We start from the raw sequence: 22,454 nt of genomic DNA on the forward strand, positions 1-22,454 counted from the left end.
GCGGATGCCGCCCCGACTCACTCCTCCACGGCACTCACCCTGACCGCCACGTCCAGCGTGTGTTCGCCACCGCCGCGGATGACGCCGCGCAGGGGGGAGACGTCGGCGAAGTCGCGGCCGACGGCGACGCGCACGTAGTCGGCCGCGGGTTGGCGGTCGTTGGTGGGGTCGAACTCGACCCAGCCATGCGCCGGGCACCAGACCTCCACCCAGGCGTGCGAGGCGTCGGCGCCCACCAGTTGCGCTTCGCCGGGCGGCGGGCGCGAGCGCAGGTAGCCGCTGACGTAACGCGCCGCCAGACCCACGCCGCGCAGGGCGGAGAGCATGACATGGGCGTAGTCCTGGCAGACGCCGTGGCGCAGTTCCAGGGCTTGCGGCGCGCGGGTGTGGGCCTCGGTGCTTTCCGGGTCGTAGGTGAAATCGGCGTGGATGCGGCGCATCAGGTCCAGCGCGCCTTCGAGCAGCGGGCGGCGCGGGGTGAAGCTGGGCGCGGCGTAGGCGGTGGCTTGGGCGAACAGCGGCGAGAAATGGCTGCCGAAGCTGAATTCGGCCTGCGCCACGAAGGGCTTGCCGGCGCGGTAGAGCAGCAGGTCGCGCACATGGTCCCAGGCGGGGCTGGCGGCGAAGTCGGGCGGGGTCGGCGCCTGCACCCGCACCAGGCTGATGGCGTTGACGCTCAAGGTGTCGTGCGGGGTGTAGAAGGCGAACAGGCGGCGGGCGTTGCCGAACACGTCGCGGCCTTCGCTGGCGTGGTCGGGCGCGGGCTCGACGACGCATTCGTGCAGCACGCATTGCTGCGTGGTTTCGTCGCGCGGGCGCAGGTGGGCGAGGTGATGGGCCAGTTCCACCGGCGCCTCGTAGGTGTAGGCGGTGAGGTGTTCGACGCGGTAGAGCGTGCCGGCTGCGCTGTGCGGCGGCAGGAGGTTGGTGCTGGTCTGCGTCTGCGTCTGATTCATGGCGATGGGAGGGGCGTGCAATTGGCGTGGATGGCGATGGCGCGAGCGCGGCGAGCTGCCCGCTCAATAGCCACCCAGACTGCGATCGACCGCGCCGACATGGGCGAAGTAGCGGCGGCTGATTTCTTCCGACAGGCGCCAGGTGTTGGCGCTGATCTGCGCCAGGGTCTGCTCCAGCCAGGCGTGGCGCTGGGCCGCGTCTTGCACGCAAAGCTCGGGCAGGTGCCAGACGTCGGGGTCGGGGGCCAGTGCCAGCAGGGCTTCGCGGTCGGCAGCACTGCCCGGCAGCTTGGCCAGGCGCGCCTGCAGGGTTTGCGCCACCCAGCCGAGGGCGCGGGGGTTCTCGCGGTCGAGCACCAGCAGGTCGAGCAAGGGCGGGACCTCGAGCCGCTTCTGGTACAGCGCGCGGTAGGTGATGATGCTGTTGAACAGGCGCAGCAGCAGGTTGAAGCCGCTGTCGCTGCGCACCGCGCCGGTGGCGAAGGCGCTGCTCAGGGCATCGGCCATGAGGATCAGGCGTTCGATGTGGCGGCCGATGCTGAGCAGGCGCCAGCCGTCGTCGCGGGTCATGCGGTCGGTCTGCGCGCCGGTGATGGCGCAGAGGATTTCGCTGATGCGGTCCAGCCCCTGCATCGCCTGGCTGGGCTGCCAGTCGGCATGGTGCGCGGCGCTGGACGGCGGCAGGATTTCGACTGCGGCCGCGGCCCCGATCCACTGCCGGTGCTCCGCCCCCAGGCGCTCGCGCACCTGCCCCGCCGCATGCCCCAGCGCCTGCAGGTTCTGCACGATGCCGCCGGCATGCCGCCCGGCCACCAGGCCGCGAATGAGGGCACGCTCGAAGCCCTGCGGCTGCTCGGCAAGTTCGGGCGTGTCGAACTCGACCAGGCCGCTGCGGCGGCACCATTGGTCGAGCACGGCGTACACCGCCGGGCCGAGGTCGTCGTCGCCCGAGAGCGCCTGCAGCGCGAGTTGCGCCAGGCGCGTGCTGTGCTCGGCGCGCTCGGTGTAGCGCCCGATCCAGAACAGGTTTTCCGCCGCGCGGCTGGTGACCACGCGGTGATGCTGCACCAGGTCTTGCGGGCGCATGGGAGCGGGCAGCATGGTGGTGTCGTCCACCGCCTCGCCGGTGATGATCCAGGCGTCCTGGCTGCCGCCGCCGCGCTGCATCGACACGGTGTTGCCGCCCGGCGGCGCGGTGCGCACCAGGCCACCGGGCAGCACGCGCCAGCCGCCGCGGCCGTCGGCCAGGGCGTAGACGCGCAGCATGGCGGCGCGCGCGCCCATGCGGCCGTCGCTCCACACCGGCACATGCGGCAGCGGCAGGTATTGCTGCAGCGCGACCTGCGCCGGCTCGCTCTGCACCCGGCGGCGCCAGGCCGGGAGCTGGCCGAAGTCCAGACTGGCGGTGACGACGGCCTCGAAGCCGCTGTCGGCATGCACCGGCTTGATCACCCAGGCGCGCAAGTCGTCCAGCGGCGCGGCGCACACGCCCGGCTCGCCGCACCACCAGGTGGGCAGCGAAGGCAGCAGCAGCGGCTCGCCGAGCAGGGTCTGGCACAGCCGCGGCATGAAGCCGTGCACCGCGGGCGATTCGAGGAAACCGGCGCCCAGCGCATTGGCCAGCAGCACATTGCCGGCGCGCACCGCTTGCAGCAGGCCGGGCACGCCGAGCATGGAGTCGGGGCGCAGTTCCAGCGGGTCGCAAAAGCTGTCGTCCAGCCGGCGTAGCACCGCGTGCACAGGTTCCAGCCCGCGCAGGGTCTTGAGGTAGAGGCGGTCTTCGCGCACCGTCAGGTCGTTGCCTTCGGCCAGGGTGATGCCGAGGTAGCGGGCGAGATAAACCTGCTCGAAATAGGTTTCGCTGTAGGGGCCGGGCGTCAGCAGCACGATGCGCGCCTGCGGCCCGCCCGGGGCCAGGCGCTGCAGCGTGTCCATCACCAGGCGGTAGCTGGCGGCCAGGCGCTGCACCCGCAGGCTGCCGAAGGCTTCGGGGAACAGGCGGGAGATGAGCAGCCGGTTTTCCAGCAGATAACCCAGGCCGGACGGCGCCTGCACCCGCTGGCTGACCACGCGCCAGTTGCCGTCGGGCCCGCGCGCCAGGTCGAAGGCGGCGATGTGCAGCCACAAGTCGCCCGGCGGGCTGTGGCCGTGCAGCGCGCGCAGGTAGCCGGGGTTGCCCTGCACCAGCGCCGGCGGCAGCAGGCCTTCGCGCAGGGTGTGCTGCGGCCCGGTGTAGATGTCGGCGAGGATGGTGTTGAGCAGGGCGGCGCGCTGGGCGACGCCGGCGGCGATTTGCGCCCAGGAGGCGGCGTCGACGATCAGCGGAAACAGGTCGACCGACCAGGCGCGGCTGGGCTGCTCGGCGTCGGCGTGGACGTTGTAGGTGACGCCGTCGTCGTGAATCTGCTGGCGCAGCAGCGCTTCGCGCGCCGGCAGGCCGTCGAAGCCGTCGGGCCCGAGCTGGCGGAAGAACTGCGCCCAGTGCGGTGCCAGCGGCGCGCCGGTGCTGCCGTCGCCCAGGCGGGAGCGCAGCGAGTCCCAGTGGCCGGGTGGCACCGGCGAGGCGAGGTCGGCTGCGAGGTCGACCAGGGCGTCGGCCGGGTCGGTGGTGGGGTCGGTGTGGAACAGGCTTGCCATGTGGCGATTGTCACATTGTCAGGGTGGCCCGGCGTCCAGCCGGGGGCGGGCTCAACCCTTGCGCTGGCGCAAATCCAGCGTGAACGGGAACTCCAGGCTGGGCTGGGCCGGCGCCACCACCATGCGCCCAGGGGTGTGGCCGAGGCCGATGAAGCGTGCCAGCCGCCGGCTCTCGGCCTCGTAGGAGTTCACCGGGAAGGTGTCGTAACTGCGGCCGCCGGGGTGGGCGACGAAGTATTGGCAGCCGCCGAGCGAGCGCTCCATCCAGGTGTCGACGATGTCGAAGGTGACGGGCGCGTGGGTGCCGATGCTGGGGTGCAGCGCCGAGGGCGGCTGCCAGGCGCGGTAGCGCACGCCGCAGACGAATTCGCCGCTGCGCCCGGTGGGTTGCAGCGGCACGGCGCGGCCGTTGACGGCGAGCACGTGGCGGCTGTCGGCCATGCCGCTGAGCTTGACTTCCAGCCGCTCCAGCGAGGAATCCACATAGCGCGCGGTGCCGCCGGCGGTGGTTTCTTCGCCCATCACATGCCAGGGTTCGAGCGCCATGCGCACTTCGAGCTTGACGCCGCTGACGGCGTATTCGCCCAGCAGCGGGAAACGGAAGGTGTGGTGCGGCGCGAACCATTGCGGGTCGAAGTCGAAGCCGGCGTCGCGCAGCTCGGTGAGCACGTCGTCGAAGTCCATGGCAATGAAGGTGGGCAGCAGGAAGCGGTCGTGCAGCGCCGTGCCCCAGCGCTGCAGCGCGGCGGTGTAGGGCTGGGCCCAGAAGCGCGCCACCAGCGCCCGCAGCAGCAGTTGCTGCACCACGCTCATGCGCGCATGCGGCGGCATCTCGAAGGCGCGCAGTTCGAGCAGGCCCAGGCGGCCGGTGGCGCTGTCGGGGCTGTAGAGCTTGTCGATGCAGAACTCGCTGCGGTGGGTGTTGCCGGTGACGTCGATGAGGATGTTGCGCAGGCTGCGATCCACCAGCCACGGCGGTACGTATGGGCCGCTAGTCTCACTGCGTTCGCCGCCCCCCGAGGGGGTGCTCGCGTCCACGCCGAAACCCTCGCGGTGGCGGCGCAGTTCCTGCAGCGCGATTTCCAGTTCGTACACCTGATCGTTGCGCGCCTCGTCCACCCGCGGCGCCTGGCTGGTGGGGCCGATGAACATGCCGCTGAAGAGGTAGCTCAGGGACGGATGGTTGTGCCAGTACGCCACCAGGCTGGCGAGCAGGTCGGGGCGGCGCAGGAAGGGGCTGTCGGCCGGCGTGGCGCCGCCCAGCACCACATGGTTGCCGCCGCCGGTGCCGGTGTGGCGGCCGTCGAGCATGAACTTCTCGGCCCCCAGGCGGGTTTCGAACGCCGCCTGGTACAGGAACTCGGTGTGATCGACGATTTCGGCCCAGTGGTGCGCCGGGTGGATGTTGACTTCGATGACGCCGGGGTCGGGCGTGACCTGCAGCAGCACCAGGCGCGGGTCGCGCGGCGGCGGGTAGCCTTCCAGCACCAGCTTGACCCGCAGGCGCTGCGCGGTGGACTCGATCGCGGCGAGCAGCTCCAGATAGTCTTCCATCTCCGCCAGCGGCGGCATGAACACATAGAGAATGCCGCCGCGCGCTTCCACGCACAGCGCGGTGCGCACGGTGTTGGCGGCGGAGACGAAGCGTGCAGGTTTGCGGTCGGGATCGAGGACATGAGAGGAAGGCTGAGTGCTCGCGGGCTCCCCACCCCAGCCCTCCCCACCCGCGGGGAGGGGGCTTTCACCCCTCCCCCACGCGTGGGGGAGGTCGGGAGGGGGAGCGCCGCCCGGTCCTGGTGCGCCACGACCCTGGCCTTGCACCGCAACGGTGCCGCCCACGGCAAAGCCACCGCCAGGACGGTGCGCGTCCACGCCACCACCAGGGTTGTATTGCCGCCGCAGTGGCGCGGCGTCGGGCAGCGGCCGGCGTGGGGCGAAGGGGTCTGGCGCGAAGTCGGTCTGGCGCTCGCCTTCGGTGGCCCAGGGCAGCGAGTCCAGCGGCAGGCGCCAGCCCATGGCGGAGTCGCCGGGGAACAGATACATGCGCTCGTGACGGAAAAACCAGGGGCCTGAGACCCAGCGCGGCCCGGCCAGGGAAAGGCCGGGCCGCCCCAAGTTTCCTTGACCCCCTCGGGGGGCGGACTGGGCAGCGCCCAGGCCTGGGGGCGCTCCCATGTCTGCAGCACCGGGCTCGCGCCGCAGCGGCAGGGCGTAGCCCGTGGGGTTGCGCAGGCCCTGCTCGAACACGTTGTGCAGGCGCTTGCGTTCGAGTTCGTCCTCGACGCGCGAGTCGAAGGGGTCGACATTCACCGGCAGGCGGCGTTCGCGCCAGAGGTAGTACCAGGCGTCCTCAAAACCGGCTTGGGCATGCGAAGGGTTCACGCCGAGGGCATCGATCAGCGCCAGCATGAAGGTGTGGGCGTCCTCGCGTGTGGCCCGTCCGCCGAGGCGTTCATCGGCGAACAACGACGCGTCGTGCCAGCAGGGCTGGCCGTCGCGCCGCCACACCGCCGACAGCGCCCAGCGCGGCAGTTGCTCGCCCGGATACCACTTGCCCTGGCCGAAGTGCAGAAAGCCGCCGGGGCCGTAGCGGTGGATCAGTTTGCCGATGAGTTCGCCGGCGTAGCCGCGCTTGGTCGGGCCTTGCGCGTCGGTGTTCCATTCGGGCGCGTCGCGGTCGGTGACGGCGACGAAGGTGGGCTCGCCGCCTTGCGTCAGGCGCACGTCGCCATTGTTCAGCTGCTGATCGACCACCTCGCCCAGGGTCAGCACCGCCTGCCACTGGTCGTCGGTGTAAGGCTTGGTGACGCGCGGCGACTCGTACACGCGCGTGACGGCCATGTGGTGGCTGAACTCGACCTCGCATGCGTCCACCAGCCCTTCCACCGGCGCGGCGCTGGACGGTGACGGGCTGCAGGCCAGCGGAATATGGCCTTCGCCGGTGAGCAGGCCGGAGGTGGGGTCGAGGCCGATCCAGCCGGCACCGGGGAGGAAGACTTCGCACCAAGCGTGCAGGTCGGTGAAGTCGGCGGTGGCGCCGCTGGGGCCGTCCAGCGCCTTCACGTCGGGCGTGAGCTGGATGAGATAGCCCGAGACGAAACGCGCCGCCAGCCCCAGATGCCGCAGCACCTGCACCAGCAGCCAGCCGGTGTCGCGGCAGGAGCCGCAGCCCAGCTCCAGGGTGCGCTCCGGGGTTTGCACACCCGGCTCCATGCGGATGAGGTAGCTGATGTCGCGCTGCAGGCGCTGGTTGATGTCGACGATGAAGTCCTGCGTGCGCCGCGGCTTGGTCAGGTCGATGCTGTCGAGCAGCGCCGCCAGCCGCGGGGTGCGCGCACCGGCCAGCAGATAAGGCGCCAGCTCGACTTTGAGCTCGGGCGCGTACTGAAACGGAAACTCCTCGGCTTCGGGTTCGAGGAAGAAATCGAAGGGGTTGTAGACCGACATTTCGGCCACCAGATCGACGGCGATCTGCAGCAGCCGGGTCTTTTGCGGAAACACCAGCCGCGCCTGGTAATTGGCGAACGGGTCTTGCAGCCAGTTGATGAAATGATCGGCCGGCTCGACCTGCTGGCTGAACGACAGGATGGGCGTGCGGCAATGCGGCGCCGGGCGCAGGCGCACCACATGCGGCGAGAGGTTGACGGGCCGGTCGAAGCGGTAGGTGGTGATGTGGCTGAGTGCAACGTGGATGGCCATGAGGGCACCTGTGGGCTTGGAGCGGGGGGCGGAAGGCTATAGCTGGACGATGCGCGGTGGGGATCGGCCATTCAGGCGGCGAGAAAGTCCTGGCTGATGCCGCCGCCCAGCTCGTTGATGCGTTCGAGAAAACGGGTGAGCCAGGCGTGCAGGCCGGTGGCCATGATCTCGGCCACCTGGCCGTACTGCAGTTCGGCGTTGAGCTGGCCGGCGCGGCGCAGGGTTTCGTGCGAGCGCCGGTTGGCCACCGCGCGCAGATGCGCCGTGCCCTCCAGCATGCAGGCGGCGAGCGAGCGCGGCATGTCGGGCCGCAGGATGAGCAGCTCGGCCACGCGCTCGGGGGTGATGACGTCGCGGTAGACCTTGCGGTACACCTCGAAGCCCGAGACCGAGCGCAGCACGCTCGACCAGTAATAGAAGTCGTATTCCTGCACCCGGCCGTTGGCCGAGCCGTGGAACTCGGCTTGCAGCGCGTGGAACTTCACGTCGAGCAGGCGCGCGGTGTTGTCGGCCCGCTCCAGGAAGGTGCCGATGCGCAGGAAGTGAAACGCCTCGTCCTGCAGCATGGTGCCGGAGGTGACGCCGCGCGACAGGTGCGAGCGGTTTTTCACCCATTCGAAATATTCGCCGGGATCGCGCTCGAAGCGCCCGTCGGCCAGCAGGCGCCACGACTCCAGCCAGGTCTGGTTGATGGTTTCCCACATCTCGGTGGTGATGGCGCCGCGCACCGCGCGGGCATTCTCGCGCGCCGCGCGCAAGCAGCTCTGGATGGACGAGAGGTTGTCCATGTCGCGCACCATGAAGTCCAGCACTTTGCCGGCCTCGATCGCGCCGTGGCGCGTGGTGTAGGCCTCGGTCAGCTCGGAAATGCCCAGCAGCCCGCGCCAGTCCAGGTGCTCCGACGCGCGCTCGGCGGCCCCGATCCCCGCATCCGGCGGCGGCAGCAGCGCGGCCTGGTGCTGTACGTCGAGCATGCGCGCGGTGTTTTCGGCGCGCTCGGTGTAGCGGGCCATCCAGAACAAATGATCGGCAGTGCGGCTCAGCATTCAGCGCTCCAGAACCCAGGTGTCTTTGGTGCCGCCGCCCTGGGAAGAATTGACCACCAGCGAGCCCTCGGCCAGCGCCACGCGGGTCAAGCCGCCGGGCACCAGCGAGACCGTTTTGCCCGACAGCACGAAAGGCCGCAGGTCGATGTGGCGCGGCGCGATGCCGACCTCGACGAAGATGGGGCAGGTGGACAGCGCCAGCGTCGGCTGGGCGATGTAGCGCTCGGGGTTGGCCTTGAGCTTGGCGGCGAAATCGGCGATCTCGGCCTTGCTCGCCGCCGGGCCCACCAGCATGCCGTAGCCGCCCGCGCCGTGCACCTCCTTCACCACCAGTTCGGGCAGGTGCGCCAGCACATAGGCCAGGCTGCCGGCCTCGCGGCACTGGTGGGTGGGGACGTTGTTCAGCAGGGGTTTTTCGCCCAGGTAGAACTCGATCATGGCCGGCACATAGGGGTAGATGGACTTGTCGTCCGCCACCCCGGTGCCGATGGCGTTGGCCAGGTTGACGTTGCCGGCGCGGTAGGCCGCCATCAGCCCGGCGCAGCCGATGGCGGAATCGGCGCGAAAGGCTTGCGGGTCGAGGAAATCGTCGTCGATGCGGCGGTAGATCACGTCCACCCGCTGCGGACCTTGCGTCGTGCGCATGTAGACGAAGTCGTCCTCCACGTACAGGTCTTTGCCCTCCACCAGCTCGATGCCCATTTGCTGGGCGAGAAAGGCATGCTCGAAATAGGCCGAGTTGTACATGCCCGGCGTGAGCACCACCACGGTGGGATCGTTCACCGCCGGCGGCGCCACGGCGCGCAGCTTCTCCAGCAGCAGGTCGGGGTAATGCGCCACCGGGGCGACGGCGTGGCGGGCGAACAGGCCGGGGAACAGGCGCATCATCATGCGGCGGTTTTCCAGCATGTAGCTCACGCCCGAGGGCACGCGCAGGTTGTCTTCCAGCGCATAGAACTCGCCGACGCCCTGCGCGTTTTCGGCGCGCACGATGTCCACCCCGGCAATGTGCGCGTACACCTGCTGCGGCAGGTTGATGCCCTGCATCTGCGGCCGGTACTGCGCATTGCCCAGCACCTGCTCGCTGGGCACCACCCCGGCGCGCAGGATGTCCTGGTCGTGGTAGATGTCGTGCAGGAAGCGGTTGAGCGCGTTCGCCCGCTGCTTCAGCCCGGCCTCCAGATGGCGCCATTCATGCGCCGGAATGATGCGCGGAATCAGGTCGAAGGGAATCAGCCGCTCGGTGCCGGCGTCGTCGCCATACACCGCGAAGGTGATGCCGACGCGGCGAAAAATCAGCTCCGCCTCCTCGCGCTTGGCCTGCATCGCCAAGGGCGGCTGCGCCCCCAGCCACTGGTCGTAGCCGGCGTAATGGGACCGCACGGCGCCGTCGGCCGCATGCATCTCGTCGAAGTAGGGCATGGTTCGCTCGTGACCAGCTTTGGGGGAAATCCGGGGATGGTCCCGACTGACTTGCAAAAAGCAGGCCAGTCGAGGTCATGCCGGGAGCATGCCGACCAAACGTCCGACAGGCGGTCCGACAAGGCCGGCAGCCTCCGCCTGATTGTGCCTGCCGCCCGTGACGGCCGCCTCAAACCCCCGCAAGCCGGGCGCGGGCAAAGAGCGAGGCGCAATCGTTCCAGATGCCCTGCGGCGTGCAGGCGGCCTGCATCGCCGCGGCGTAACCCTCGCGCAGCGCCTGCAGTTGCGCCGGGGTGCAGGCGGCCAGTGGCGGTGGATATTGCCCCGGGGCGGGAAAGTGGCTGTCCGGCCCGAAAGACAGCGCCTGCTCCAGGCTCAGCCAATAACCGTCCGGCTCGGTGTGGATGTCGATGTCGGCAAAGCCCGCGCCTTGCAGCAGCGCGCGCAGCCGCGCGGGCGTGCCCACCTCGCGGTGCAGGCGCAGGTCGATGCCCTGCTCGGCCGCCAGCCTTTGCAGCACGCGCGAGCTGACGAAGGCCGTCTCCGGATGGGTCTGCAGCCCGATCCACCCGCCCGGCCGCAACAGGCTGCGCCAATGCGCCAGCACCTGCGCAATATCGCGCATCAGCACCAGCGCGGCGCAGCACAGCACATGGTCGAAACCGGCGGGCGGCAGGCCGGTGGCCTCGGCATCGCGCGGCTCGAAACTCACTTGCGCCAGACCCTGCTCGGCCGCTTTGCGCTGCGCCTGCTGCAACATGGGTGCGGCGATGTCGATGCCCAGTACGCGGCCAGCGGCACCAACGCGCGCCGCCGCGTCCAGCGCCACCAGGCCGGTCCCGGTGGCGATGTCGAGCACGCTCTGACCGGCCTGTATGGGTGCGCGCTGCACCAGCTGCGCGGCCATGCGGCGATGCCAGTCGGCGTTGCCCGGCGCACTGTCGTAGCCGGCCGCGCGGGCGGCGTAAGCCCCGGCCACCTGCTGCTGGTAGGCGTCGAGCGCGAGGGTGGATGGGTTGGCGTGGGTGGCGTCGGACATGGCGCCAGCATAAGCACGGGCGCGGGCCATGTCGTCCCCCACAGGCGTCAGAACTCGGTCGGGTCGACGTCGATGGCCCAGCGCACGCGGGCTTTGGCTTGTTGCAGAGCGCCGCGCCAGCGCACGAGGAAGTCTTGCAAGGCGGCACGGCTGCTGCCTTCCACCAGCACATGCGTGCGATGCACGTCCGCCACCCGCGCCAGGCTGGCGGGCACCGGCGGGTAGACCATCAAGCCAGTTGGTGTGCGCCCCCCGAAGCCGGCGTTGCCGGCTTCGCCCCCCGAGGGGGCCAAGGAAGCTTGGGGCAGCCCGGCGCTTCCTTGGCCAGCGCTGGCGATTGCTGCCGCAAGCTGGATGGCCTGGGCGAGAAAGGCGTCCAGCACCTCGGGCTTCTTGTGCTCGGCGCGCAGCAGCGCCTGGTGGCTGAACGGCGGCATGCCGCCATGTTGGCGCTCCTTCAGCTCCCGCGCGGCGAAGCCGGGGTAGTCGTGCGCCACCAGGGCGCGGTAGAGCCCATGCTCGGGGTAGGCGGTCTGCACCAGCATTTCGGGGGCTGAGGACGAGGCGGCAGCGTCCGCGCAGGCGATGTCGGCGGGCCGGGAGTCGGCACGGCCGGCGCGGCCGGCGGCCTGCATCAGTTGCGCGAACAGGCGCTCGGGGCCGCGCAGGTCGTGGGTGAACAGGCCGGCGTCGGGGTTGAGCGCGGCCACCAGGGTGACGCGCTGGAAGTCGTGGCCCTTGGTGATCATCTGCGTGCCGACCAGAATGTCCACTTCGCCCGCGTGCATCTGCGCGAAGCCGGCCTGCGCCGCGCCCTTGCGCCGCGCGGTGTCGGCGTCGATGCGGGCGATGCGCGCTTGCGGGAACAGCGTGGCCAGCGCCTCCTCCACGCGCTGCGTGCCGCGTCCCAGCGGCTGCAGGTCGAGGCTGCCGCAGTCGGGACAGGCGCGGGGCACGGCGGCGCGGTGGCCGCAGTGGTGGCAGCGCAGGCTGCGGTCGGTGCGGTGGTAGACGAGGTGGGCGTCGCAATGCGGGCAGTCGCTCAGCCAGCCGCAATCCGGGCAGCGAATCACCGGGGCGTAACCGCGGCGGTTGAGGAACAACAGGCTTTGCTCACCACGCGCCAGGCGCCGGGTGATGGCCTCGAACAGCGCTTGGCCGATGAGTCCGCCCTGGCGCAGCAGCGGGTCCTGGCCGGCGTGCAGCAGGCGCACCGCCGGCAGGCTGCCGCTGGCGCGCTCGGGCAGTTCCAGCAGACGGTAACGGCCACGCTGCGCCGCGCGCCAGCTTTCCAGCGAGGGCGTGGCCGAACCCAGCACCGCGGCAATGCCGCGCTGGCGCGCGCGCCACACCGCCAGGTCACGGGCCGAATAGCGCGCGCCTTCCTGCTGCTTGTAAGAGGCGTCGTGCTCCTCGTCCACCACGATCAGCGCCAGCTGCGGCAGCGAGGCCAATGCCGCCAGCCGCGTGCCCAGCACGATGCGCGCCGCGCCGCTGTGGGCGGCGTACCAGTGGTCGAAGCGCTCGGCCTCGGCCAGGCCACTGTGCAGCACCGCAAGCCGTTCGCCGGGAAAGCGTTCGGCGAAGCGCTGCACCAACTGTGGTGTGAGATTGATTTCGGGCGTGAGCACCAGCACCTGCGCCTGCGGGTCTTGCGCCAGCACATGCGCGGCGAGTTGCAAATACACCTCGGTCTTGCCGCTGCCGGTGACGCCGAACAGCAGGAAGGGCGCATAGCCCCGGGCCGTGCGGATGGCATCGACGGCGGCTTGCTGTGCGGCTTGCAGCGCCGGGGGCAGGGTGGCTTGCTGCGTCGGGGGCGGCGTGTTTGGCTTGGCTTGCGGCGCGTGCAAGGCTTCGTTGTGCGCAACGTCGCGCATGGCGATCGGCATCGCGTTGCGCACAAGGTCTTGGGCCACGTCTTGAGCGACATCCCGCACCGCTTCCACCCAGCCCTGCGCGGCCCAGTCGCGCAGCAAGGCGGCAGCCTTGGGGTGCAGCTTGCGCGCCGCGTCGAGCTGCAGCCGTGGCGCGGCATCGTGGTGGATGAGGGCTGCGGGTGTTGCCGCGCCGGCGGCTTGGAGCGTCTTCAGTCCCAGCGCGGCGGCGAGCCGCCACAAGGCCGCATGGCGTGGGGACAGTTGCTGCGCCAGCGCCGCGCCGCCCGCCGGGGTGAGGCGAAACGCCTGGGGTTCGCGCCGCTGATGCCAGGCGGCCACGCGCTTGGCGGCTGCAGCGGCGCCGTGGTGGCGCAGCCAGGTGGGCAGGGCCGCGGCCATGAGCTCGCCGAGCGGACGCTGGTAATAGGCCGCGGCGAACTGCAGCAAATCCAGCCAGTCGGCGTCCAGCGCAGGCAAGGCAGACACAACCTCGCTCACCGCGCGCAGCGACGCCTCGGGCGTGGTGCTGCCTTCGGCTGGGCCCAGCACCACGCCCAAGACGTTTTGCCGCCCGAGCGGCACGCGCACCAGGCAGCCGCGCGGCAACGTCTCGGCATGGACGTAGTCCAGCGCGTCCCAAAGTGGGGCATCCACCGCGATGCGATGCAGGGTCATGGCGAGGTGGATGGCAAGGGTTGGGCGGAGCGGTTCAGCTCAGGGTTAACCACGAAGCTGGATGCCATTGGCCTTGGCTAAGTGAGTGTTGACTCGCATGCGGCGCGCAGCATTTTCGGGGCCTGGAGGGTTTGAGAAATTGTCAAGCCATGCTGTGAATAACTTTGTGAATAGTCCGTGCCCTGCTGCGTCTTTGGGCTGTGGATAAGTTTGTGGACAGATTCAAGCCATCACGATGTCAATCACAATTTTCTTTAATAATCAATAACTTAACTTAGATAACTTCAAGTCGAGCCTGTGATTTGATTGCTGCGCTGCATGGTATCGAAAATTGTGCATAAGAACGCACCGATCTTGACATGGGGGCTTGAGTCAGCACGACATTTGCCGCAAGGCCGGGTCGCGAATCGGCTGACATGCCCAACCAAACCGAGCGCGGCGCACCAGCCGCCAACTCAGCGGCGCAGCGTGCGGCTGTGGCCGTGCACGGCCTCGACCAGGGCGCTGACATGTTCGGGCGGGGTGAACTGCGAAATGCCGTGGCCGAGGTTGAACACATGGCCCACCGCCTCGCCCGGGGCGATGGCGCCGAAGCTGTCGAGCACGGCGCGGGCCTGCGCGGCAATCTGCTGCGGCGGCGCAAACAGGATGTTGGGGTCGAGATTGCCCTGCAGCGCCACGCGCTGGCCGATTTGCGCCCGCGCTGCGCCGAGGTTCACGGTCCAGTCCAGCCCCAGGGCGTCGGCGCCGCTGTGGCTCATGGCCTGCAACCAGGGACCGCCGCCCCTGGTGAACAGGATGATGGGGACCTCGCGGCCTTCGTGCTCGCGCTTGAGCCGGCTGATGACGCGCTGGCTGTAGGCCAGCGAGAACTCCTGGAAGGCGCCGTCGGCCAGCGCCCCGCCCCAGGAGTCGAACACCATCGCGGCTTGCGCCCCGGCGTCGATCTGGGCGTTCAGATAAGCCGCCACGGCGTCGGCGTTCACCGCCAGGATGTGGTGCATCAGGTCGGGACGCGAATACAGCAGGGTCTTGGTGGCGCGCCAGTCGTCGCTGCCCTGGCCTTCGACCATATAGCAGGCAAGGGTCCAGGGACTGCCGGAAAAGCCGATCAGGGGCACGCGCTGGCTGCCATCTCTCACCAGGGCACGGCGGATTTGCGCCACGGCGTCGAACACATAGCGCAGCAGATTCAGGTCGGGCGCGCGCAGCGCCAGGATGTCGGCCTCGTTGCGCAGCGGGCGCTCGAAGCGCGGACCTTCGCCGGCGGCGAAGCGCAGGCCCAGGCCCATGGCGTCGGGCACGGTGAGGATGTCGGAGAACAGGATGGCCGCGTCCAGCGGGTAGCGGTCGAGCGGTTGCAGCGTGACTTCGGTGGCGAAATCGGGGTTCTGCGCCAGGCCGAGAAAGCTGCCGGCGCGGGCACGGGTGGCGTTGTACTCGGGCAGGTAGCGCCCGGCTTGGCGCATCAACCAGAGGGGCGTGTAGTCGGTGGGTTGGCGCAGCAGGGCGCGGAGGAAGGTGTCGTTGGCGATGGCGGTCATGGGGGTATTGTCGCAAACCCCCGTGGCGCCCGGCTTGGGGCCGAGCCGGTCGGCCCGCCCGGCCTCACGCCTGGCGCAGGCGGTTGAGTTGCTGCAGCTCGTACTGGGTACGCACGCTGGACTGGGTGGCCTTGTCCACCGTGGTCTCGATGCCCTTGACCGAACGGCCGGCCGCCGGCGCATACCAATACTGGCTGGTGACCGTGGCGTTGGGCGTGGTGTAGACCCCCTGCAGGCGGATGGCGGCAAAGTGGCCGGCAGGGACGCTGACCTCCTCGCTGGCTTGCACCTGCACCCGCACGCCGATGTGCGACTCCTGCCACCACTCGGGCTGGCTCTGGATGACGACCTCATCCCAGACCTTGCCGCTGGACATGGGAAACTTGAATTGCGGAAACGCCGGCTTGTAGAGAATGGGCTCGCCAGGGGTGAGTTCGCGCGACAGCAGGTCGAACTGGTTGTCGTAGATGCTTTTCAGCCAGGTGGCATCGGCCTTGTCGCCGTTGTTCACTTCCATGTGGATCTGCCCGTCGTGCAGCAAGTCCACCACCCGGCTGCGTATCAACAGACCAGCGTCCCGCTTGTCGCTGTCGTCCAGGGTGCGGGTGAGGAACAGCCATTCATCGCCGACGCGGATGTCGGGGCGGGGCAGCTGGCTCAGGGGCGAGAAGGCGCTGGCGGACGGGGATGGAGGCATGGCGAGTCGTGCTTGCGGCAGGGCTGGCAGGAGGCTTCAAGCATAGTCGGCGGCAATACCCGCGCACTCGCCGGGGCTGCCTGCAGGGCGCTTCACGGCAGAGGTCGGAGCGCTGCGCATCCTTCTTATTACGCAAATAACTTGCGTCATTGACCTGGCAGGCTGCATCATCACGCCATGGCACGCCCTTCGCATCTCTCCGCCGCGATTCTCACGCTCATGCGCGCCGCGTCGCGCCACGCCTGGACGCTGGAGCAGATCCATGCCGATCTTGCCGCCCAGGGCAGGCAGGCGAACTTCTCCTCTGTGTTTCGCGCCGTCGAGCGCTTGCTGGCCGACAAGGCGCTGCGCAAGGTGCAGTTGCACGCCGCGTCGGCGCGCTACGAGTTGTACGGCCCGCATCACGACCATCTGCACTGCACCGCCTGTGACGCCATGACGCCGGTGCCCTGCCTGGCGACCGGCCTTGGCCTGGGGGCGCTGGAGCAAAGCACCGGCTACCGCGTGACCGACCACGAGATCGTGCTGGAGGGGGTGTGTCCACAGTGTCGGCAGCAAGGCCAGAGCTGAAGCAGCCGCCCGCGCCCAGGCGGTTTTTCGACGGCACCCGACGGCTGCAGCACCGCCGGGCACGTGACTGCATGCGGCTGCATACGCCTTCATCCATTCCATTCACAACCAACATGACCTTGATCGTCCCACTCACTGCCCGAACCCTGCGCGCCATGGCGGGCCGCCTCTGCGGCTACGTTGGCCTTGCCTTGGTTGCCGCGTTGTGGCCCCTCGCCAGCGCCCACGCTGCGCCCATCCCGGTGGTGGCGGCCGAAAGCACGTATGGCGCGATTGCCCAAGCCATCGGCGGGCCGTATGTGCAGGTCAGCAGCATCATCCAGAACCCCAATGTCGACCCGCACCAGTTCGAGGCCACGCCGCAGACTGCGCGCAGCGTGGCGCACGCCGCCATCGTGGTGATGAACGGGCTGGGCTATGACGACTGGATGCGCAAGATGCTGGCGGCCAACCCGGCGCCGAAGCGGGTGGTGATCGTCGCCGCCGCGCTCGACCCCGCGCTGGTGATGCCCGACCAGAACCCGCATGTGTTCTACGACCCGCGTGTGGGCGCGCTGGTGGCGCAGCGCCTGGCCGCGCTGCTGCAGCAGGCCGACCCGGCCCATGCGGCCGACTTCAAGCGCAACCTGCAGGCCTTCGAGCAGAGCCTGCGGCAGGTGGACGGCGTGGTGCGCCAACTCGCCGCGCAGCATCCCGGCCTGGCGGTGCTGGCGACCGAGCCGGTGTACGGCTACATGCTGCGCCAGCTCGGCTGGCGCAGCCTGGGCGACACGTTCCAATTCAATGTGATGAATGGCACCGAACCGGCGCCGCGCGTGGTCGCGCGCTATGAAGACGAACTGCGGCAACACCGCGCGGCCCTGCTGGTCTACAACAGCCAGGTGAGCGACCCGCTGACCCAGCGCATGCGCGGCATCGCGCGCCAAAGCGGCATCCCCATGGTCGGCGTGAGCGAATTCGCGCCGCCCGGGATGGGCTACACGGCCTGGTTGCTGAGCAGCCTGCACGCCGTGCAACAAACACTGGCCAAGGGTGGGCGATGAACGCTGAAGCTCATGCTGGAATCCCGGCAGACGCCGCTGGCAGCGGCGACGGCCATGTGGGCGCGGGCCGGGGCACGGCAGCCGCATGGGCCGTGCAAGCACGCGGCCTGAACTGCCGGCGTGGCGAGCAGGCCGTGATCACGGCGCTGGACCTGGCGCTCGCCCCCGGCCAGCTCGTGGGCGTGTTCGGCACCAACGGCTCGGGCAAGACCACGATGCTGCAAACCCTGGCCGGCATCCTGCCCGTGGGCGGCGGCAGCCTGGAATTGCTCGGCCAACCCCTGGCGGCGGCGCGCACCCGCATCGGCTATGTGGCGCAGACCGTGCCGGAGGGCGCGTTCGGCCGCATCGACGCTGCCAGCTTCGTCGCCGCCGCCTGGCAGGGCGAGCGTTGGGGCCTGGGCCTGCGCCACGCCGCCGAGCGCCGCCAGGCCACGCAACAGGCGCTGCACAGCGTGGAGGCGCAGCATCTGGCCATGCGACCGATGGATGCGCTCTCGGGCGGCGAGCGCCAGCGCGTGTGCCTCGCCCAGGCGCTGGTCAACCCGGTGCGCCTGTTGCTGCTGGACGAGCCGCTGTCCAACCTCGACCCGCGTTCGCAACAAGGCGTGCTGGCACTGGTGCGGCGGCTGTGCGATGCGCAGCAACTGGCGGTGATGCTCACCGCGCACGACATCAACCCGCTGCTGCCGGTGATGGACCAGGTGCTGTATCTCGCCGCCGGCCGCGGGCGCATCGGCACGGTGGACGCGGTGGTCAACGCCGAATCGCTCACCGAGCTCTATGGCCTGCCGATGGCGGTGGCGCGGCACGACGGCTATGTGTTCATCCACCCCGCGCGCGGCTTCATGCCGGAAGCGTCACCGCATTGCGGCCACGCCCACGACCATCCGCATGGCCATGCACATCACGCCATCCCCACCCTCCCCGCGCAGGCGGACGGGGTGCGAAGCAGCTCGCACGGCGCCGTTGAACCATCGGCAGGCCAACGATGATCCTCGGCCTGGAATACGGCTTCATGCGCCACGCCCTGCTGGCCGGCAGCAGCATTGCCGTGGCCTGCGCCGCGGTGGGCTATTTCGTCACCTTGCGGCGCCAGGCGTTTGCGGCGCATGCGCTGTCGCATGTCGGCTTCACCGGCGCGGCGGGCGCCATTCTGTTGGGTGTCAGCCCCTACCTCGGCCTGTTCGGCTTCACCCTGGCGGCGGGCTTCGCCCTGGCGCTGGCCGGCAGCCGGCTGCGTGAGCGCGACATCGGCATCGGCATGGTGTTGATGTTCGCGCTCGGTCTGGGCGTGCTGTTCCTCAACCTCTACACCGCCAACGCCCAGGCGGCCATGAGCATCCTGTTCGGCAGCATCGTCGGCATCACGGCGGCTCAAGCCGGGCTGTCGCTGGCGGTGGCGCTGGCTTGCCTGTCGGCGCTTGCGGCCATCTACCGGCCGCTGGCCTTCGCCAGCCTCAACCCCGAAGCTGCGCGGGCGCGCGGTGTGCCGGTGCGCGCGCTCGACTTGCTGTTCGTCGCCCTGGTGGCGGCGGTGGTGGCCATCGCCGTGCCGGTGATCGGCGCGCTGCTCATCTTTGCCTTCCTCATCGGCCCCGCAGCGGCGGCGCAGGCCTTGGCGCGCGGCATGGCGCGGGGCGTGCTGCTGGCCATGGTGTTCGGGCTGCTGCTCACCTGGGCAGGCCTGGCGGCTGCGTACTACATCGGCTATCCGGCCAGCACCTGGATCGCCTCGCTCAGCTTCGCCCTGTATCTCGCGGCACAAGCAGCGCTGCCCCGCCGCGTGCCGGGCGCCGCGGCCTGAGCCTGCGGAGGGAGGAATCGGGGGCGAACCCGGAGCGCCTCTGCGGGAAATCTGGAGCGCTGCGGCACGCCGGGCTCAGAGATGCGCGGCCGCCGTGCCCGCCACCCAGGACACCACGCTGGCCAACAAGAAAATCAGGAACTTGGTGTTGGTTTCCAGGCCGATGTTCTCGAACAGGCGCTTGAGCCACCAGACGGCAAAAGGGTAGGAAACGAAGGAGACGGCCAGGCCGAACATGGGCGGGAAGGGACGGGAAAGAGCGTGTCGGTGGTGCCGCGATTATCGGCAACGCGTTCGCGCCTGGCTGTGTGCGGCTGTAACTGCCGTGCAGCCGGCGCCTCAAGCCGGCTCGGCCAGGGCGGTGGCCGATTCCGTGCGCGACCAGGGCCAGAGCGCGGGGTTGGCGAAGCACTCTTTCAGGTAGTCGATCCACAGACGCTGGCGCAAGGGCATGTGTTTGCGCTGGGCGAACACGACATGAATGCCGACGGGCGGCGCGGCGTAGTCGGCCAGCACCTCGACCAGGCCGCCTGTGGCCAGTTCTTCGCCGACCTCCCACATCGAGCGCCAGGCCAAGCCGTGGCCTTCGATGCACCATTGGTGCAGCACGGCGCCGTCGGTGCAGTCGAGTGGGCCGCTCAGGCGCAGGTGCAGAGACTCGCCAGCTTGCTGGAACACCCAGCCGCGTGGCTGGCTGGCCACGCTGGAATAGGTCAGGCAGCGGTGGCGCTGCAAGTCCTGCGGCGATTGCGGCGCGCCGAAGCGGCGAATGTAGGCAGGCGACGCCACGCAGGCGCGGCGGCTTTCCCCCAGGCGCACGCTCACCAGGCTGGAGTCGGCCAGCGCGCCGACGCGCACGGCGCAGTCGTAGCCTTCGTTGACCAGATCGACGAGGCGGTCGGTGAGGTCCAGCGACAGGGTGACGTCCGGGTTGCGCTGCCGGAATTCGGGCACCAGCGGCGCCACATGCTTGCGGCCAAAGCCGGCCGGGGCGGTGATGCGCAAATGTCCGCTGGCTTTGACCCCGCCCGCGGTGACGCTGGCCTCGGCGCTTTGCAGATCGGCCAGCAGGCGCTGGCAATCTTCCAGAAAGGCCACGCCCTCGTGCGTGAGGCTGATGCGCCGCGTGGTCCGCACCAGGAGCTTGACCCCGAGACGGGCTTCCAGCGCGTCGATGCGCCGCCCGATGATGGCTGGAGCCACGCCCTCGGCGTTGGCCGCCGCCGTGAGACTGCCGCGGCCGGCCACGGCGACGAAGGTTTCAATCTGCTTGAGTCGGTCCATGTCTGCCTCCTGAGCCCGCCCAAACTTGGCCGGCATTGTGCTTGAGTTCGGTACTAATGCGTATATTCAGCCTCATTACCACCATTCAAGTCAATAGTGACTTACGCCATGACTCTGGCATTTGCGCCAATTCACCTTACACTTTGCAATGCAACATAGTGGCGTCGCAAGAGGTCTGTCTCGCCCCGCGTTTCAGCTGGTCTCGCCCTTTTGGGCTTGCAAGATGACAGGCATTCCGGCATTCCGCGCCGCAACATAAAACGCGTGACCAAAACCCCAGGAGATTCGCATGAAAGCCAACGATCTGCCCCAGGGCATCCGTATCAACGCCCCATACAACCCGGCCTTCGACGCCGTGCTCAGCCCCGAGGCACTGGCTTTCGTCGCCCAATTGCACCGCGCCTTCGAGCCACGTCGCCAGGCATTGCTGAGCGCGCGCAGGGTGCGTACTGCCCGTCTGGATGCTGGCGAAAGGCCCGATTTTCTGCCTCAAACCCGTGCCATCCGCGAGGGCGACTGGACCATCGCTCCCCTCCCCCCCGCGCTGGAGCGCCGCCGGGTGGAAATCACCGGCCCGGTCGATCGCAAGATGGTCATCAACGCCTTCAATTCAGGCGCCGACAGCTATATGGCCGATTTCGAAGACGCCAACACGCCGAACTGGGACAACCAGATCCAGGGTCAGATCAATCTGAGCGAAGCCATCCGCCGTCGCATCGTGCTGGAGCAGAACGGCAAGACCTACAAACTGAACGACACCGTCGCCACCCTGCAGGTGCGCCCGCGGGGCTGGCATCTGGACGAAAAGCACATGCTGGTGGACGGCCAGCGTGTGAGCGGCGGACTGTTCGACTGCGGCCTGTTCTTGTTCCACAACGCAAAGGAACTGATCGCGCGCGGCGCCGGTCCGTTCCTTTATTTGCCGAAAATGGAAAGCCATCTGGAGGCGCGGCTGTGGAACGACGTGTTCGTGCTGGCGCAAAACGAGCTGGGCCTTGCGCAAGGCACGATCAAGGCCACGGTGCTGGTGGAAACCATTCTTGCCGCCTTCGAGATGGACGAAATTCTGTACGAGCTGCGCGAGCACAGCGCCGGCTTGAACGCCGGGCGCTGGGACTACATCTTCAGCGCCATCAAGAAGTTCAAGGTGGACCGTGACTTCTGCCTCGCCGAGCGCGGTCAGATCACCATGAACGTGCCGTTCATGCGCGCTTACGCCCTGCTGCTGCTCAAGACCTGCCACAAACGGCACGCACCCGCCATCGGCGGCATGAGCGCGCTCATTCCCATCAAGAACGACCCGGAGAAAAACGCCGAGGCGATGGAAGGCATACGCCTGGACAAGCGCCGCGACGCCATCGACGGCTACGACGGCGGCTGGGTCGCCCATCCCGGACTGGTGGCGTCGGCGATGGAAGAATTCGTCGCCGTGCTCGGCGACAAGCCCAACCAGATCGGCAAGACCCGCGACGATGTGGTTGTTGCCGCTGCCGACCTGCTGGACTTCCGGCCCGAGACGCCCATTACCGAAGCGGGTCTGCGCAACAACATCAATGTCGGCATCCATTACCTCGGCGCCTGGCTGTCGGGCAGCGGCGCAGTGCCCATCCACAACCTGATGGAAGACGCGGCGACCGCCGAAATCTCCCGCAGCCAGGTGTGGCAGTGGATTCAAAGCCCCAAGGGCGTGTTGGCCGATGGCCGCAAGGTCACGGCGGAACTGGTGCGCGGGCTGATTCCCGAAGAGTTGGCCAAGGTCAAGGCCAGCGGCGCCGAAGGCCAGTTCGACAAGGCGGCGCAGATTTTCGAGCGCATGGCCACGGGCAAGGATTTCATCGAATTCCTCACCCTGCCGCTGTATGAAGAGCTCGGCTGAAGGCAGAGCCGGGCTATGCGTGCCGACACGCTAACCGCGGTCAGCCGCGTGACAGCGTCAGGCCGAAGGCCCGGGTTCCAAAGGGCTCGGGGTAGAGCCGTTGCCGGCTGCGCCGCTGCTGCTCGATTCAGCGTCTTGCCCCTGGGGGGCGTCGGGCGAGCCATCCGGCTTGTGCGCCTTGCGCTGCAGCTTCTCTTGCTTCTTGCGTTGCTTGGCGAGTTCCTTCTGGCGTTTTTCGTAGGAGTAATTCGGCTTGGCCAATGTGAGTCCTGGTGGGGT

Annotated in this window: 17 protein-coding genes; 5 read left to right on the forward strand and 12 right to left on the reverse strand. The window is 68.9% G+C overall.

The window, feature by feature from the left end:
* Positions 1-17 precede the first annotated feature (17 nt).
* From ACYCUK_RS03205 to ACYCUK_RS03245, 9 genes are all read right to left on the reverse strand, one after another.
* The gene (locus tag ACYCUK_RS03205; protein WP_461593390.1) at positions 18-956 is read right to left on the reverse strand and encodes a transglutaminase family protein; all 939 of its coding nucleotides are present in this window, start codon (positions 954-956) and stop codon (positions 18-20) included.
* 63 nt (positions 957-1,019) lie between these two features.
* Complete coding sequence (locus ACYCUK_RS03210) at positions 1,020-3,593, reverse strand: circularly permuted type 2 ATP-grasp protein (RefSeq protein ID WP_461593391.1); 2,574 nt, start codon at positions 3,591-3,593, stop codon at positions 1,020-1,022.
* A 51-nt stretch (positions 3,594-3,644) separates the two neighbouring features.
* On the reverse strand, positions 3,645-7,292 hold the full coding sequence (locus tag ACYCUK_RS03215) for a transglutaminase family protein (RefSeq protein ID WP_461593392.1): 3,648 nt from the start codon (positions 7,290-7,292) through the stop codon (positions 3,645-3,647).
* Positions 7,293-7,363: 71 nt separating this feature from the next.
* Positions 7,364-8,338, reverse strand: a complete 975-nt coding sequence (locus ACYCUK_RS03220; protein WP_461593393.1) for an alpha-E domain-containing protein — start codon at positions 8,336-8,338, stop codon at positions 7,364-7,366.
* The gene (locus tag ACYCUK_RS03225) at positions 8,339-9,760 is read right to left on the reverse strand and encodes a circularly permuted type 2 ATP-grasp protein (protein ID WP_461593394.1); all 1,422 of its coding nucleotides are present in this window, start codon (positions 9,758-9,760) and stop codon (positions 8,339-8,341) included.
* Between the two features lie 169 nt (positions 9,761-9,929).
* Complete coding sequence (locus ACYCUK_RS03230; RefSeq protein WP_461593395.1) at positions 9,930-10,799, reverse strand: class I SAM-dependent methyltransferase; 870 nt, start codon at positions 10,797-10,799, stop codon at positions 9,930-9,932.
* Between the two features lie 47 nt (positions 10,800-10,846).
* Positions 10,847-13,354: a primosomal protein N' gene (locus ACYCUK_RS03235; RefSeq protein ID WP_461593396.1), complete on the reverse strand. Its 2,508-nt coding sequence runs from the start codon at positions 13,352-13,354 to the stop codon at positions 10,847-10,849.
* A 455-nt stretch (positions 13,355-13,809) separates the two neighbouring features.
* A complete protein-coding gene (hemE, locus tag ACYCUK_RS03240; RefSeq protein WP_461593397.1) occupies positions 13,810-14,898 on the reverse strand; it encodes a uroporphyrinogen decarboxylase in 1,089 nt (362 codons plus the stop codon).
* Positions 14,899-14,962: 64 nt separating this feature from the next.
* Entirely contained in the window at positions 14,963-15,595 is a 633-nt protein-coding gene (locus ACYCUK_RS03245; RefSeq protein ID WP_461593398.1) for a hypothetical protein, read from the reverse strand.
* Between the two features lie 177 nt (positions 15,596-15,772).
* On the opposite strand from ACYCUK_RS03245, the gene ACYCUK_RS03250 reads away from it, so the two are divergent.
* From ACYCUK_RS03250 to ACYCUK_RS03265, 4 genes are all read left to right on the forward strand, one after another.
* On the forward strand, positions 15,773-16,165 hold the full coding sequence (locus tag ACYCUK_RS03250; protein ID WP_461593399.1) for a Fur family transcriptional regulator: 393 nt from the start codon (positions 15,773-15,775) through the stop codon (positions 16,163-16,165).
* 113 nt (positions 16,166-16,278) lie between these two features.
* Positions 16,279-17,208 carry a metal ABC transporter solute-binding protein, Zn/Mn family gene (locus tag ACYCUK_RS03255; protein WP_461593400.1) on the forward strand — a complete coding sequence of 310 codons (930 nt, stop codon included), beginning with the start codon at positions 16,279-16,281 and terminating at the stop codon, positions 17,206-17,208.
* Entirely contained in the window at positions 17,205-18,203 is a 999-nt protein-coding gene (locus tag ACYCUK_RS03260) for a metal ABC transporter ATP-binding protein (RefSeq protein WP_461593401.1), read from the forward strand. Before ACYCUK_RS03255 ends, ACYCUK_RS03260 begins: the two co-directional genes overlap by 4 nt.
* Positions 18,200-19,015, forward strand: coding sequence for a metal ABC transporter permease (locus tag ACYCUK_RS03265; RefSeq protein WP_112484885.1), 816 nt, complete (start codon positions 18,200-18,202; stop codon positions 19,013-19,015). Before ACYCUK_RS03260 ends, ACYCUK_RS03265 begins: the two co-directional genes overlap by 4 nt.
* Before the next feature lie 75 nt (positions 19,016-19,090).
* On the opposite strand, the gene ACYCUK_RS03270 is transcribed toward ACYCUK_RS03265, so the two are convergent.
* Both ACYCUK_RS03270 and ACYCUK_RS03275 read right to left on the reverse strand, forming a co-directional pair.
* Positions 19,091-19,252, reverse strand: coding sequence for a hypothetical protein (locus ACYCUK_RS03270; RefSeq protein WP_199195222.1), 162 nt, complete (start codon positions 19,250-19,252; stop codon positions 19,091-19,093).
* 102 nt (positions 19,253-19,354) lie between these two features.
* Positions 19,355-20,299 carry a LysR family transcriptional regulator gene (locus ACYCUK_RS03275; protein WP_461593402.1) on the reverse strand — a complete coding sequence of 315 codons (945 nt, stop codon included), beginning with the start codon at positions 20,297-20,299 and terminating at the stop codon, positions 19,355-19,357.
* A gap of 289 nt (positions 20,300-20,588) precedes the next feature.
* Between ACYCUK_RS03275 and aceB the strand changes: the two genes are divergently transcribed.
* Positions 20,589-22,175 (forward strand): malate synthase A, encoded by a 1,587-nt coding sequence (aceB, locus tag ACYCUK_RS03280; RefSeq protein ID WP_461593403.1) that lies wholly within the window; start codon positions 20,589-20,591, stop codon positions 22,173-22,175.
* A 57-nt stretch (positions 22,176-22,232) separates the two neighbouring features.
* On the opposite strand, the gene ACYCUK_RS03285 is transcribed toward aceB, so the two are convergent.
* Positions 22,233-22,436 (reverse strand): hypothetical protein, encoded by a 204-nt coding sequence (locus ACYCUK_RS03285; RefSeq protein WP_461593404.1) that lies wholly within the window; start codon positions 22,434-22,436, stop codon positions 22,233-22,235.
* Between the last annotated feature and the right edge of the window lie 18 nt (positions 22,437-22,454).

The sequence above is a fragment of the Thiomonas sp. genome, from assembly GCF_054608695.1.

Excerpts from the sequence above, each read along its gene's own strand:
- ACYCUK_RS03205 (WP_461593390.1), bottom strand. The coding sequence starts at position 956 with ATGAATCAGACGCAGACGCAGACCAGCACCAACCTCCTGCCGCCGCAC.
- ACYCUK_RS03210 (WP_461593391.1), bottom strand. The coding sequence starts at position 3,593 with ATGGCAAGCCTGTTCCACACCGACCCCACCACCGACCCGGCCGACGCC.
- ACYCUK_RS03215 (WP_461593392.1), bottom strand. The coding sequence starts at position 7,292 with ATGGCCATCCACGTTGCACTCAGCCACATCACCACCTACCGCTTCGAC.
- ACYCUK_RS03220 (WP_461593393.1), bottom strand. The coding sequence starts at position 8,338 with ATGCTGAGCCGCACTGCCGATCATTTGTTCTGGATGGCCCGCTACACC.
- ACYCUK_RS03225 (WP_461593394.1), bottom strand. The coding sequence starts at position 9,760 with ATGCCCTACTTCGACGAGATGCATGCGGCCGACGGCGCCGTGCGGTCC.
- ACYCUK_RS03230 (WP_461593395.1), bottom strand. The coding sequence starts at position 10,799 with ATGTCCGACGCCACCCACGCCAACCCATCCACCCTCGCGCTCGACGCC.
- ACYCUK_RS03235 (WP_461593396.1), bottom strand. The coding sequence starts at position 13,354 with ATGACCCTGCATCGCATCGCGGTGGATGCCCCACTTTGGGACGCGCTG.
- hemE (WP_461593397.1), bottom strand. The coding sequence starts at position 14,898 with ATGACCGCCATCGCCAACGACACCTTCCTCCGCGCCCTGCTGCGCCAA.
- ACYCUK_RS03245 (WP_461593398.1), bottom strand. The coding sequence starts at position 15,595 with ATGCCTCCATCCCCGTCCGCCAGCGCCTTCTCGCCCCTGAGCCAGCTG.
- ACYCUK_RS03250 (WP_461593399.1), top strand. The coding sequence starts at position 15,773 with ATGGCACGCCCTTCGCATCTCTCCGCCGCGATTCTCACGCTCATGCGC.
- ACYCUK_RS03255 (WP_461593400.1), top strand. The coding sequence starts at position 16,279 with ATGACCTTGATCGTCCCACTCACTGCCCGAACCCTGCGCGCCATGGCG.
- ACYCUK_RS03260 (WP_461593401.1), top strand. The coding sequence starts at position 17,205 with ATGAACGCTGAAGCTCATGCTGGAATCCCGGCAGACGCCGCTGGCAGC.
- ACYCUK_RS03265 (WP_112484885.1), top strand. The coding sequence starts at position 18,200 with ATGATCCTCGGCCTGGAATACGGCTTCATGCGCCACGCCCTGCTGGCC.
- ACYCUK_RS03270 (WP_199195222.1), bottom strand. The coding sequence starts at position 19,252 with ATGTTCGGCCTGGCCGTCTCCTTCGTTTCCTACCCTTTTGCCGTCTGG.
- ACYCUK_RS03275 (WP_461593402.1), bottom strand. The coding sequence starts at position 20,299 with ATGGACCGACTCAAGCAGATTGAAACCTTCGTCGCCGTGGCCGGCCGC.
- aceB (WP_461593403.1), top strand. The coding sequence starts at position 20,589 with ATGAAAGCCAACGATCTGCCCCAGGGCATCCGTATCAACGCCCCATAC.